This window comes from Streptomyces sp. NPDC090106 (assembly GCF_044747265.1).
In the GTDB taxonomy this organism is placed as follows: Bacteria; Actinomycetota; Actinomycetes; order Streptomycetales; family Streptomycetaceae; genus Streptomyces.
Genome location: NZ_JBIVDS010000027.1, coordinates 1 through 13,926 on the forward strand (window position 1 = coordinate 1; position 13,926 = coordinate 13,926).

A 13,926-nucleotide genomic window follows, 5' to 3' on the forward strand; every position below is an offset into this window, starting at 1 on the left:
CCCGCGCGCGGGTCTGTAGTCGGCTTCGCCGACTACAACGAGTGATCGGCTTCGCCGATCACTTAACGCCCGCTTCGCGGGCGCAATGATCCGCTTCGCGGATCATGTCTTTTGCCTGCGGGTTGTTTGAGCCTCTCTAACTGGGTAGAACCCGCCAAACTGTGCACCCCCCTAAGAGCTCATCAAAATCGCAGGTCAGAACCACTTTTGAGGCTCTGTCAGCCTCGCCGGAGGGCGGGAGGAGTGATCCGAACCCGCCATTTGGTGCGCTCTTTTTCCACAGTCTTGAAATCGAACGAACTTCGGGGGGTGCACGGTTTGGCGGGTTCGGTATTGACCAGTGCAAATACGATCACTGGCATCCCGTCAGTTTCCTTGCGCCTGTTCGAGTAATACTCACCACCAAAGTTTCACCCCTTACGGCTCCGGGTGCGCTGGTGGCGGATTCGGAGCCGGAAACGGTCGTTTCCCCTGGTCGACACCCAACCCGCCATCAAATGCGCACCTTTTCCACAGGGTTCGGGCCGCGGGGTCGGTCGGTGCGCGCCGGTCGCTCCGAGAGTTGCAGTCAAACTTGCAGTGCAACTTGTAGTTGTGCTGCAACTCCCGTAAGGTGGGCACCGTACCAACCGCCGAGGACGAGCCGCGGCGGACGAACGGAAGAGGCCCGAATGACTGCAACAGCCGCCCCGATGCCCGTTGCCGCAGCGCTCACCGCGGGCGCCCCGCGGAACCTCGGCGCGCTGGCCGGCTCGGCTACCGGCCGCGGGTGGGGTGCCATGGTCGAGCGGGACGGCGACGCGTGGACGCTGGTTATCGCTGCGCCTACTGACTCCCGTTCGGAGCGGTACACGTGGCGCGCGGGTAAGTGGTCGGTGTCGAACCCGCGCGGCTACCGCGCGGCTCTCACCTACTACCGGACCGAGGCGGACGGCGCCCCCGGCGTGACGGTCACGGACGTTGACCAGGGTGCGCCGGTTGCCGAGGCTCCGGCCATGGCGGACGGCGGAACGTCTGCCATGGGTGCGGCCGTTGCCGCGGGTAAGGACGCGCGGGAGGCAGCGTCGGAGATTCGTACGCTCGCCGACCGTGCCGAGTCGCTCGCGCAGGATGCGGAGGAATGGGCGGCCGAGGCGGACGATGCCGCCACCGTGGCGCGTGTCGAGCACTCATGGACCGAGTGTGAGGACGTGGCCGGTCTGATCGGCCGTACGGAGGTCAAGGCACGGAAGTACAGCAGTGAAGACCCGCGCCCCGCGTCCGGTCTGGTCAAGGAAGGCGCATCGTTGCTGCGCCGAGTGCTCCGGGCGCGCCGGACGCTGTCTGACGCTTCGGTTGCTGCCCGCGGGGACTACGCCGCGGAGTCGGTGTGTGACGACTGGAACACGCTTGTGGTCGAGGCGGAGGAGGACGCGCGCGAGTGCCTCGGCCGGATTGAGGACGCGTCCGATAAGGCTTGGGAATGGGTCGACGCGTGCGAGTCGCGCGCCGAAAGCGTGTGCCGGAAGTGCGAATGCCTGATCATCCCCGGGGTGGATGGGAACGGCCGCAAGGACATGAACTTTGGTTCGTGCGGGTGCCGCGCGATCATGGCCGCAACGCTCGCCGACCGTGGCAGCGTCCACCAAGACACGGAAGACGTCCGTATCGGGCGCCTGTTGGCGAGTGACTGTGGGTGGGAGGTTTCGGCCGGTCAACTCTCGCTGGTTGCTGATGAGTCGGGAGCTCTTGAGTCTCTGGCGGACGCTGCCCGATACGACGTTGCCACGGTCGACGCGGGAGCGCAGGAACGGCGTACGGCCGTAGCGGCGGCGGAGGAGCGTACGGCGCGTGAGCGCGAGTGCGAGCGTCCGGCGGAAGAGGCGGCGGCGGAGTGCCGCGCGTTCGTGCGCATCGCAGAGGGGCACCTGTCGCGTGCGAGCGAGGCATACGACGTCACGGCGCACGTTGCCCGCTACACCCGCAGCGCGTACGACGCGCGGCCGGTTGACGCTCTGCCGGACGCCGAGGCGGACACTGTTCGCGCTGCGCTGCGGCGGATTGACCGGCTGGCGAATCGTGCGGACGCGTGCGCCTACCGCGTCCGGTACACCGAATGGGACACCCCCCAGGATGACCCCGAGTACGCGCGGCAGTGCGCCGAGCGTGCCCGGATTCTGGCGGACGCTGCGGAGTCGTACGCGCGGCGTGCGGGTGAGCTGTTCGCGTACGCGGAGTACGCGACCGAGGCGGAGTTTTGGGCAGAGCGCGAGGCGGACAGGGAGCGCGAGCGTGCCGAGGCTGCCCGCATCGATGGCGGGTACGCACTCGGCGAGTCTCGGAAGGTCGAGGGGGACGCGCGCGCCACGCTGCCCATTGGGTCGCTGGTGAGCGTTCCGGGCCGCGGGTCTTGGGTGCGGGTTGTCCGGGTGCGGCTCGATGGGTCCGGGGCGTGCCTGGTCGACGGTACCGAGGTGATCGGCGACGTTCCGGGCCGCGGGCACGCCCGGGTGTGCGTCGACTACGGGACGTCGGAGTCTGGCGTGTGGGTTGTGGCCCGGGTGGCGGGCGAGAGCGCGCCGACCGGCGCTCCGGCCGCGGTCGATGCTCCCGAGGGTGGGCCGACCGGCGACGCTGACCGTGCGGAGGAGGAGGAACTCCGGGAACTTGACGCGAACACTTCAAATGGAGACTCGACCCCCCGCGGGGAAGGGGGGTTTTCCCGAGAACTTGACGCGCACGCGTCAAAGAAGGGCTCGGGGGAAGCGTCCGAGGCGGCGGACACCGCTCCGGCCGAGAGTGCGCCGGTCGTGGTGGAGAGTCCGGCGGTGCTGCCCGACGTTGTGTCGGACCCCGGCGGGTTGGACGGGTGGGAGGCCGACGGCGGCGCGGTTGGAGTGTTGCCGGTCATCTGCCACGGCAAGGGGGGCGGGGTGTTCCCGCCCGCGTTCCGTGGCCCGTACGAGGGCACGGTGCGGGTGTCGCGTTCGTGGCTTGCGGAGCGTGCGCGGCGCGCGCTGACCATGGCGCGTGAGCGGCTCACCGCGGCGGAGGAGGCCGCGCGGGAGTGCGCCGCGTGGCGCCGTGACGCGTACGACCTTCACCAGGAAGTACGCCAGTCGGCGGGTGTGCTCGGCGAACACGTCTGGGTGAGTTACGAGACGTCCGGCCAGTGGTCGGGGCGTGCGCGTGAGGCTTCGTATGCGGCGGACGCGCGGCGGACGCGTGCGCGGGATGAGGTGCGGTGGTGTGAGCGGGAGCTGTCCGCGCTGGAACGTGAGGCGGGGGAACCGGGGCAGCGTGCGGCGGCGGCGCGCGGGTTCCTGGCCCGTGCGGCGGCCGGTGACGTTCCGGCCGGTCGTGGCGTGTGGCTGTCCGAGGACGGCGGTACGGCGGTGATGTTCGAGCTTCCCGCCGATGCCGAGCACGCGCCCGACATGGAACACGCGCCCGGGATGGCGGAGCGTCGGGCGTTCGTGGACCTGTTGGCCGATGCTGTGGCCGCGCGGGATGAGGGGCGCGCGTTGAAGGGGCCCGACCTGCCCACGAAGAACAAGCACGGGCGTACCGCAGGGGTGGAGAAGGGGCAGGCGTCCGCGTCGGTCAGGCCCCTGGTGCAGCCGTGGAAGGCGCCCAAGGGGACCGAGACCGGGCGCATGCCGTCGGTGTCGACGTTGGAGGACTGGCAGGGCGGTTACGCGGGTGCGGAGGTGATCGCGGAGACCGAGGCGGCGCCGGGGGTGTGGCTGCCCATGGCTGCCGTGGCCATGGCGGACACGGCGGCGGGGAACGGGTGGACGGTGGCCGTGCAGCGCAGTGCGGACGGGGTCACGGTGACGGTGCGGGCGGCGGGTACCCCCACGGGCAAGAATCTCGGGGAGATGCGCGCGGTGTGGAGTGGGGGCCGGTACGACGTTGACGCGTCGGGGGCATGGGTGAACGGCGCGCCGGTCGGCAAGATTCCGACGCTGCACGCGATGAACGCGACGGTTGCCCAGGTGTGCAAGGTGGGCGGTGTCCTGGTCGAGGACACGGCGCCGGTCGCGCTGCCCGACGTCGTGTCGGACCCCGGCGGGGTGGACGGGTGGGAGAGCGACGGCGGCGCGGTCGAGCGGGACGAACACGGAGAGCCCTTCCCGCCGGCATCTGGTGACGACGTGCCCGCGCCGGTCGCACTCGGCGAGCGTGCGCCGCTCGCCGGGTGCGGCTACTACCCGCACGAATGCCGTCACGCGTGGCCGTGCGGGCGTGATGAGGCGGTGTGGAGCGCGCGGCAGCGCAAGAGCCGTTCGGTGTTGCTGCGGGAGCGCCAGGCCGTGACGCGGGCGCGCAAGGCCGCGCCTGACGTGGTGTCCGACCCGTCCGGGGCGGACGTGTGGGAGGCAGAGGGCGGCGCGGTGCCGGGGGTCGTTGTCCCTCGCCCGGTGGCGCAGCCCCAGGGATTTGACGCGGACGCTTCAAATGGAGACTCGCCCCCCTGTGGGGAAGGGGCGTTCTCCCGGGAATTTGACGCGGACACTTCAAAAGTGACCTCGGGGGAGGTGCCCGAGACGGCGGCGGACATCGTCATTCGGCACACCCACGAAGACGGCACCACCGTTGAGGGCTCCGCCAAGGGTGACGGGGTGTGGGAAGCGTTGCGCCCGCTGGGCTGGACCTACCGGCGAACCCCCGGGATCTTCATCCGGGGTAGCCGCTACAAGGGCGCCGACTGCTGGAAGATCAACCGGGCCGCGGACGCGGTGCGCGCACTCGGCCTGTCGTGCGCCGTGGTGATCGAAGAGGGCATGTCGTTCGCGGAGCGGGAGGCCGCCCGCGTGGACGCGGCCGAGGAACGGACGGAGCGGTTCGCGGACAGGGCCGGGCGCGCGGCGGCATCGTCGCAGTCGGCGCGGGACACCTCGGACCGGATCGCCGAACGGTTCTGGATGGGGCAGCCGATCTTGGTGGGCCACCATTCGGAGGGGCGCGCCCGCAGGGACCAGGAGCGCATGCACAACGCGATGCGTAAGAGCATCGCCGAGGGCGAGCGGGCCGGTTACTGGGCATCCCGTGCGGCGGCGGCCGACGCCTACGAGCGTTACCGGAAGGACCCGGGGCGCACGCTGCGCCGTATCGAGAAGCTGGAGGCGGAACGGCGCGGTGTGCTGCGGGAGCGGGACGGCGTCGACGACAAGGGCCGTGCGGCTGATGTGTGGCGGCGCCCGCCGTCCGAGGCACGCCGGGAGGAGCTGACGCGCCGTCTGGCCGAGTACGACGAAGAGCTGACGTACTGGGCGGAGACCATCAAGGAGGCGGAGCGGCGCGGCTTCAAGGTGTGGGGTCGGGCCGACTTCGTGAAGGGCGATTACGTCCGGTACCGGGGTACGTGGTACGAGGTCACCCGGGTTAACGCGAAGTCGGTGACGATCCCGCACATTCTCGCGGCGTTCGATGGCGGCGCGATGGGTGCGGTTGGCGGGTGCCGTGTTGTCACCCGTGCGGCGGCTCAGGCGGCGGGCCGGATGGGCGCCTACACGTACACGGCCGCCTATAGCGACGGTGTCACCGGGCGCATGTCGGCTGAGCAGATGCGGGCCGCCCTTGCGGGTGAGCCGATCCCCGCCGACCCGCGCGACGTCACCCCGGAGCCCACCCCGGACGAGGCAGAGGCCGAGAGGGCGGCCGACGCGCGGGAGCTGACCGAGCACCAGGCCGCCCCGGCTCCGGTTCCGCCGGCGGCGCCGGTGAGCGCTCCGGCACCGGCCGGTGTGTCCGACCCCGGGATCGAGGAGGCATGGGAGGGTGACGGCGGCGCGGTGCCGGGCGTCACCGCCCCTCGACCGGTGGCGCAATTCCGGGGACTTGACGCGGACGCGTCAGGTGTAGCCCCGGTGGACGGTGCAGCTCTGCGGGACGCGTTCGTTGCCGCGCACGGCAACGAAGACGCCATGCGCGCGGCCTCCTGGTGGTGCGACACCGATTGCACGACGTGCGCCGACGGCCGTGAGTGCGCCGACTGCCCCACCTGCACGGCGTTCGCGCACCCCTACCCGGCGCGGTGGGCGCGGCGCCCGGCCGACGGCGGCCCGGAACGCATGGTGCACGTGTGCCACGGTCCCGGCGGCATGTCGGAAGGGCAGCGCCTCGCCCTGGGGGGCGACGACTCGGCCGACGTGGACGCGGTGGGGATCGAGATCAACGAGGGCGCCGCCGCGACCGCGCGCGCCGCCGGGTACACGATCATTTGCGCCGACGTCCGCACGCTGGACCCCCGGCACCCTGTGCTGACGTCGGTGAAGCGGCTGCACCTGTCGACGCCTTGCCCGACGATCTCGACCGGCGGGAAGCGCAGCGGTGTGCAACCGGCAGAGGTCGAGCGGTTCATGGACCTGCTGTTCCACGCCTCGGAGTACCTCGGGCACCTTGAGGTGGAAGACGTCTGCCATGACTACGGCGGCCCCCACGAGTACGCCTACCAGGCCGACGCCGAGAACGACGGCGAGGCCGCGTGGGACCCGTCCGGCTATGACGGCGAGTGGGAAGCCTGGTGCGACGAGCACGACGACACGGCCGACTGCGACGGGTGTCACCACCACATTCACACGCAGCACTGCATGGAAGGGACGGCCGCGCCCGGGTGCACCCCGGACGAGTTCCGGCGGCTGGCCATGGACACGTGCGCCGACGAGCGCACGGCGCTGATGGCTGAAGTGCTGCTGTGGCCCATGGCCATGATCAAGGCGGGCGGCATCCTGGCGTCCGTCACCATGGAGCAGTCGGACAACCTGTTGAAGGCCGCCGCCCCGCTGTGCGCGGCGATTCAGACCGAGTTGCGCGAGTCCCTGCAATTCGACTGGGTGTCCTTCCAGGTCGAGGACGCGGCCACCTACGGCGCCGCCTCCCATCGCGTCCGCACGTGGATGATCGCCGTACGGGACGGCGAGCCCGACGGGGCGCGATCCGTGGTCCGTGCCGATGACGTCGCCGCCGCCGAGCGGGCCATGTGGGGCGACGGCGCACGGCGCCCCATCCCCACCACCCGCCCGGACCTGACCACGCGGGTTGACCTGTTGGGCGGCCGTGCGCCGCTTCCCTCGCTCACCGTGGCTCAGGCCCTCGGGTGGGAATCCGGGCTGTGGGTCGACACCCGGGGCGCGCGGCCGGTCGACCCCGTCACCGGCCGGGCCAAGGGCGGCGGTTCGTTCAGCGCGGACAAGGTGGCGCAGTGCGTCACCGCCACGTGGTACGGCGCCACCCGGCGCCGTGCGGACGAACCCCAGGGGTCCGGCGGCCGGGCGTTCAGTCAAGCCGAGCTCGGCGCGCTTGTCGGCTTCCGCTGGGATTACCCCTGGCAGCACGTAGGGCGCAGGGAGGGCATCCGCAACAAGGCGCAGCAGGCGGCGGACGCGGTGTCGCCGTTCATGGGCATGGCCGTGACCGGCGCCGTTCTCTCCCGTGCCCGGCGTATCTGGTACCGGCGGGCGCTGGCCTATCAGCGGGCCCTGTACGCGTACGCCGTGAACCTGTGGACGAACGAGCAGCGGGAGGCCGTCGAGGACCGACTCACCGAGAAGGCCGGAACGCCGGACTCCCCGCGCATCACAGACGTGAACATGCCCTCGGTGCAGACTTCCCCGATGCTGCCCGCGGCGCCGGTCCGGCTGATGTTGGAGCGCGGTCCCCACCGGCTGCAAGTTCCGGCACCGAAGATGGCCGCCGTTCCCGCCTCCCGCGAGCGCGGCGAGTGCGTCCCTCACGACGGCCGCACCGGTCGTACGATGGCCGATCGTTCCCGGCCGCACCGTCCGCTCGCACCGGTCGGTGCGACGCCTGCCACGGCCCCCGCAGCGGGCCCCGCGGCAGGGGGCGCGGGCCCGCGCGAGCCGCGCCCGGCCGCGGCGGGGACCCCTACCGGCGGCGCCCTGTCGCGCCGGGCGGAGACCCGGGGGGCCGGGGGTGTACGCGCAGGTCACAGTGCACGACAGGGCGCCACGCGACAGGGCACGCGACAGGGCACGCGACAGCCTCCCGGCGGGTGGGCGGGGCACCCGCCGAAGGACGGGGAGCGGGGGCCGCCCCTCCCCCGCTCGCCCCGGCCCCGGGCGGTGCCGGCTTACGTCAAACTTGACAGGGGCACATCATGTAGGCCGGGCGGCATCGGTGGTGCCGCCCTTCCGGGGACTTGACGCGTTCACTTCAATGGAACTCGACTCCGACACCCCGACCCGGATACAACCCGCGACCAGGACCCGACAGGCGAGCGCCGAGAGGCCCGCCCGAAGATCACACAAAGTGATCACGACCCCTCGCGAGCTCGACGTCTGCAAACGGCATCACCCGAACGGTGCACCCGCTGTCGGTGCCGTGTGGGAGCGTGCCGCCATGACCACCGCCCCGGCGCCCGTTCCGCTCACCGCGGCCGAGCTCCCGCTCCGCGTCCCCCTGATCCACGGTGAAACGAACCTGTCGTACCTCCTGCGCACCGCGACGGCCAACGGCCTTGGCGTTGGCCCGCTCCTCGACACCCTCGCCGGTCGCGCCCCCGAACTCCCCGACGACGGCCCCTCCCCGCAACGAGACGAGGTCCGCCTCTCCCCCGCAGCCCTCGACCGGCTCGCCGCCCTGGTGGAGCGCGAGCCCGAGCAGCTCGCCCGCGCACTCCCCGGCGCCCACCCCGACCGGCTCGCCGAAGCCGTCCAACTCGATGTGTGGCCAGACGGGTTCGGCTCCTCGCCGATGCCCGCATGCCCGCTGTGCATGGAACCCGGGGCATGGCTGGCTTCCGAGGGGAACCGATGGCGGCCGTGCGGGTGCGGGCGCCGGTGGATGGCCGGAGACGACGCCGGTTACCTCGTCGACACCGGCCCCGTCCCCGACCTCGCCCGTGCCCTGCACGGACACCGTGACCTCGTTCACCGCCTCGGCCCCGTCGGTGACGCCCTCCTCGCCGACGCCCATCAAGTGGCCCTGTGGTGGTGGGTTCACGGCCAGGTGGCCGCCGAACAGTGGCGGGCCGACGAGGACGCCCTCGGCCTCTCCCGCCACCGCCGCCGAGCCGCGCCGGTCGTCGTCTACCCCCTGGCCGTCGCCCTCGCCGAGCACATGTGGACATGGGAGGAACACCGTCGGAAACCGCGCGCCTCGGCCGAGGGCTGGGTCGAGATCGTCGCCGAGCTCGCCGCCGCCGGCACCCTCACCCGGCGCGAGCGAGAGCCGCTGAACTACTGGCTCGAACAGCACACGGCCGAAGCCGCAGCCAAGCCACGCGGCCGTACCGCCGCCGAGCGGCGGTGGAACCGACTCCCCGCCCTCCACGAACACGCCGCCGAACACGGCCTTCACCGGGCCCCGTCCTGCCTCATGTGGGTCTACGGCCTGCCCCTGACGTCGACCACAGCCACGTGCGAGCGATGCAACGGGCGCGCGCCGAGCTGCCGATGGGTGCCGTACGGCAGGTGCACCGGCCTGCCCCAGAAGTAGGGCGGTCGCCCTGAGCGGCGTTCAGCCGTCGGTGGCTCCGCTACCCTCGTCCCGAGGGCGCGACTACGCCCCTACCGCTGCCCGCACGCCCACGCCGTGCACGGGCGCCGACGGTACGAAGGTCCCAAGGGATGCCGGTCGTTCCAGAGCTGACGATCCGTCCTGTCCGGGCGGGCCGCGTGGGGGCCGACGCCCGGAGCCGGGAGGGCATCGCATGCCGAAGAGGAACGCCGAGCAAAAAGCGGCTTGGGCTCTCAAGGAGACCGAGGGCCTCGACTACCAAGATGCGCTGCGGCGCGTACGGGCCGAGGCCGCCGCCGAATCCGCCACCACCGACGCGCCGTCTGCCCCGGCCGCCGTTGTGTACGTACTCCAGCCCACCGCCGCCGAGACCGAGCTCGGCATCCGCGCCGAAGAGCTCGGCATCCGCGGACTCCCCGAAACCGCCACTCCCGCGCAGCGCGCGCACGCCGAGGCGGTGTGGCGCCCGAACGAGGACCCCGCGGCGCCGTGCCGGTGCTCGGGCATCCGGTGCCATCACGGCGAGACATGCGAAGTCGAGTTCTCTGACGGGCAGTGCGACGGGCGCCTTATCCACGTCGACCGGCACCCGGGCAGCATGTTTGAACTCACTGCCTGGTACGACACATACGAGTGCGAGGGCTGCCGCGAGACCTTCGAGACCACGGTGACGCTGACCGAGATCCCATGGGGCGAAGTCCGGACCCGCGCACAGCTCGACGGGACGGAGCGAACCCTCAGCACCGGGACCGATGACCGCGTGATCGTCATCTTCGACGGCATCAGGCATCCCAACTTCCCCGACAGCACGCTCGGGGAGGACGACGGCGACGAGCTCGACCCCGACACCCACCCCACCCCAGAGGAGGAATGGAACGCCGCCGCGGACCAGGCCGACGAGGAGCCGCTCGCCGAGGAGCACCAGGAGGACGGCCTCGACGACGGACCACGGGACGACGTCGACCCGATCGAGCCCTCCGAGGACTACGACGACGGCCCCGACGAGAACGAGCTCGGCCCGCCCTCGCGGGTGCCGGCCGTTGACCTCGACCCGCAGTCCACGGCCGACGACTGGTCCCTCATGGAGCCGCGGTCATGGTGAACATTCAGGGACACGAGCAGCCTCAACGGAACGTGCCGCAGTTGATCGCCCAGCCGACCGCGTTCCCCGTCGGCGGGGCAATGATGGCGGCGGTCGTGCTCTCGCCCTACGGCGGCGCCGGAGAGGAAGAGATCGAGCGGTTTCCCGCGTATGCCTCACTCACTCCGCTTGGCCAAGAGGTATCGGCCGACGGCGGGCCGTGGCACTTCTGGCAAGACGCCACCGGCCCGGTGCTCCTGGCACTCAACAAGCCGGGCGCTGAGGGAGAGGTGCACGTTGTGATGGAACTCGCCGATCCCCCGCCCCTGTGGTGGAACCTTGCCCGTCAGCGAGCGCAGATGGCAGTGGTCTGGCTGGCGGACGTCCGTCACCCGACCACTGGCGAGATGAAAGCGGCGCTCGAATCCCGGTCCGGGTGGATGGCCTCTGCGCGCTGGATTGAGCCCGTAGACCTGCTGTAGAAGCGCAGCCCCGACAGAAACCGAGGGCCTTGCCGCGGTGTGCGGCGAGGCCCTCGGCTGGCGCCCGGCTTCCTTGGTAGAGGCCGGGCGTTGCGGCTGTTACGTCCGGGGGGCCGTCTTGGCGAGGGCGTCTACCTTGACCGTGCACCCCTCGCACCTGTGTGACATCGGGAACCGGTTGACCTCAACCAGGGAGAAGAGGCGGACGTCTCCGCGGCGGTGACGGTCGGCGGGGCGGATGGCCTTGTTGCACATTGCGCGAAAGGACGTTCCGCTCTCTCCGGTGAAGGCGTGGAACAGGTTGTTGTTGCTGTCTGTGTTGGCCCAACACTGCATGTTGCTGGTCTCCCTTGGTCGGCGAGGAGCACCACCATCACACGGTTGCAGTGTTGCTGCAAGTGCAACTGCAAGTAAGGCTGCATGTCGTGTCGTGTGCGCATGTCTCCAGCTCATAAATCATGAGAGATCGGCATAGTGCTTGGTTAGGGCATGGGTGCACCACTTGGCGGTTTCGGTCCTGGCTATCGGCGCTCGGGTTGTGCGTTTCGCCTGATAGGGGGCGAGTGATGGCAGTCATCCCGGACCGTGCATCGGCCAGGGGTGCACGGTTTGGCGGGTTCGGTGGCAGAGGGGTGCACCACTTGGCGGGTTCGGTACGTCCTGCGGATTTCCGGTATCGAAGGGTCGACGTGCAGGCCTGCACGTTCCTTCCGGACACGGTCGAGGGTGCACGGCGGATCGTCATGCACCGCTTGCCGTGCACCCCCGCGCGGTGCCGACGGCGGCGAGAGATTCGTAGAGTGCGCCCATGACGACAGCGACGCTCACCCGCGATGCATCGGACCGCCTTGTTGCGGCCCTCTGCAACGGCAGAACCCTCGATGACGCCGTCACTGACCTACGGGTGGAGCGGGCCGCAGTATGGGCCACCGCCGCTACTGACACACGGCTCGTAGTTGCGCTTGCCGGACGTAATCCGGATGCCCCGGAGGAGGCCGCGCGTCTGGCGCGGGCCGACTATCTTCGGTTGCTGGCCCTGGGGCTGACGCCGAGTCGGGCCGAGCTCATCATCGGTGCCGGTCATCCGGGCGGATGGCGATCCGATCCGTTGTACGCCGCAGCGTGCGACGCCGTGAGTGCGGCCTCGGCGCCGTACGGCTACATCGGACAGGTGCGATTCACCCCCCAACGCGTGCGCGAGTTCCTCGACGCGTTGAGGGCCGGCGCGACCGTCAAGGCCGCAGCGGCAACCGCGGGCATCACCACCCCAGCCGTCTACCAGAGGCGTCGTCGTGACAACACCTTCGCCGTGGCCATGGACGCAGCGCGCGACGAGGGGCGGGCCACGTCCCGCCCGACATGACGGCACCGCGGCACGCTCCCTGCACATGTGGCGGGTTCGGTCCCCGATCACCTTCCGCGGAGTGCACGACGGAGAGGAGACTCGACACTCGATCGGTGCACGCCCCACCATCAGGAGGACACCCATCCATGACCGACACCGCCACCACCGCCGACGCCGAGCGGTGGCTCGTTGACCACCTCCGCGTGGACGCCCAGATGCGCGGCCTCCTCCCGGGCTTCCGGCACGCCGGACTGTCCGGACTCCTGCTCGCGTACGGCAGACTCTTCGATCCGGCTCCCTGGCCGGGCGGCGGCACCCCACCCGGCGAGCCCGGTCGGTGCTACACCGAGGCAGTGAGCTGGGCGTGGGCATCCGAGGGTGAGCTCGCCTATGTCGAGGGCATGGCGTGGGATCTCGTGTATCCGGTCGAGCACGCATGGTGCTCCACACCTGAAGGTGCCGTCCGTGACCTGACGTGGCCCCGCCCCGGCCGTGCGTACCTCGGTATCCCGGTGCGCGCAGAGGCCGCTACACAGATCATGGCCGAGCGCGGACCACTCCTGTACGCCGCCGAAGGAATGGGCTCTACCCTCGCCATGGAATGGGCTCGCGACGGCATCCCGGCCGAACTCCTCGTCGATGTCGGCCGCCCCATCCCGACCGACGACTGACGATGCATCCCCACCGGCGATCTCTGCGTACGCTCGACTCGTGAGCACAACCGAGGAGACCACCCAACCCGTCCCCGCCCGGCCATGGCGTAGCGAGGACGGGCCACGGCCGGAGGTGACCACCTATCCCCGCGGCAACCGGCCCGCACTTGCCGTCTGGGCACACAGTGCATGGCGGTACGCGCCAGTCATGGCCCGACAGGACTGGGCAGACGGACGGGTGATGTACCAGGTCGAGGTCGACCTCCGCGGCGACACTCAAACGTCGGTCCGGCTGTACCCGTGGCCGCAGCCAGGTCTACGCCGCGGACACAGCGCCTTGCGAGACATCGACCCGTCCGCCCTGGGGGAGATGCCGCGCCCTCAGCCCCGGAGCGCTGCCCAGCGCTGAGGCCTCAATGACGACGGCCCGCCGGGTGCAGAGACACCGACGGGCCGCCGAGCGTTGCGACGGGAAGCTAGTTCGTCCTGACCCTTTTGAGGCAGCTCGCCGGAACCTGCCCGCCCGGCACGATCCGCCACAGCCGGCCGCCGCCGCACTCGCTGTACTCCGACCAGGAGTCCCGTCCGACGCCGACCACGCAGGACCGCACGATCTTGCCCTTGCGCAGGTGCCCGACGACCGGGCTGCGCGTCGTCGCGATGGGCCCCTCGTTCCATGCGGGTCTGCGTACGGCTACGCGCTTGGTCGCCTTCCACTTCGATGCGCACGGCGCGGCTGCGGGCGCGGCAACTGCCGTTGGGGCCGAGGGCGCGGTGACCAGTAGCACGCTGAGGACGGCCGCGACTACGGCCGCTGCGCGAGGGCTGGTGGTTGTGGATCGCATGCCGGGCCAACCCCCGACCAGCGATACCGGTCACGGGACGCCCAGCGTGATCACTCCG

7 protein-coding genes are annotated in these 13,926 nt (G+C 70.9%); 6 read left to right on the plus strand and 1 reads right to left on the minus strand.

The genetic code is table 11. The annotated features are described in order from the left end of the window. Nucleotides 1–779: 779 nt before the first annotated feature. The 6 genes from ACIPSE_RS44990 (at nt 780) to ACIPSE_RS45015 (ending at nt 13,041) form a co-directional block, all read left to right on the plus strand. Nucleotides 780–8,147 carry a DUF3560 domain-containing protein gene (locus ACIPSE_RS44990; protein WP_401675556.1) on the plus strand — a complete coding sequence of 2,456 codons (7,368 nt, stop codon included), beginning with the start codon at nt 780–782 and terminating at the stop codon, nt 8,145–8,147. 196 nt (nt 8,148–8,343) lie between these two features. Beyond that, nucleotides 8,344–9,441 carry a TniQ family protein gene (locus tag ACIPSE_RS44995; RefSeq protein ID WP_401675558.1) on the plus strand — a complete coding sequence of 366 codons (1,098 nt, stop codon included), beginning with the start codon at nt 8,344–8,346 and terminating at the stop codon, nt 9,439–9,441. A gap of 214 nt (nt 9,442–9,655) precedes the next feature. Then, nucleotides 9,656–10,564: a hypothetical protein gene (locus ACIPSE_RS45000; RefSeq protein WP_401675560.1), complete on the plus strand. Its 909-nt coding sequence runs from the start codon at nt 9,656–9,658 to the stop codon at nt 10,562–10,564. Beyond that, nucleotides 10,558–11,025, plus strand: a complete 468-nt coding sequence (locus ACIPSE_RS45005; protein WP_401675562.1) for a hypothetical protein — start codon at nt 10,558–10,560, stop codon at nt 11,023–11,025. Before ACIPSE_RS45000 ends, ACIPSE_RS45005 begins: the two co-directional genes overlap by 7 nt. Before the next feature lie 808 nt (nt 11,026–11,833). Continuing rightward, nucleotides 11,834–12,388, plus strand: a complete 555-nt coding sequence (locus ACIPSE_RS45010) for a hypothetical protein (protein ID WP_401675564.1) — start codon at nt 11,834–11,836, stop codon at nt 12,386–12,388. A gap of 128 nt (nt 12,389–12,516) precedes the next feature. Next, nucleotides 12,517–13,041, plus strand: coding sequence for a hypothetical protein (locus tag ACIPSE_RS45015; protein WP_401675566.1), 525 nt, complete (start codon nt 12,517–12,519; stop codon nt 13,039–13,041). A 458-nt stretch (nt 13,042–13,499) separates the two neighbouring features. Here the strand turns inward: ACIPSE_RS45015 and ACIPSE_RS45020 are convergent, their stop codons facing one another. Then, nucleotides 13,500–13,868, minus strand: a complete 369-nt coding sequence (locus ACIPSE_RS45020) for a hypothetical protein (protein WP_401675568.1) — start codon at nt 13,866–13,868, stop codon at nt 13,500–13,502. Nucleotides 13,869–13,926 lie beyond the last annotated feature (58 nt).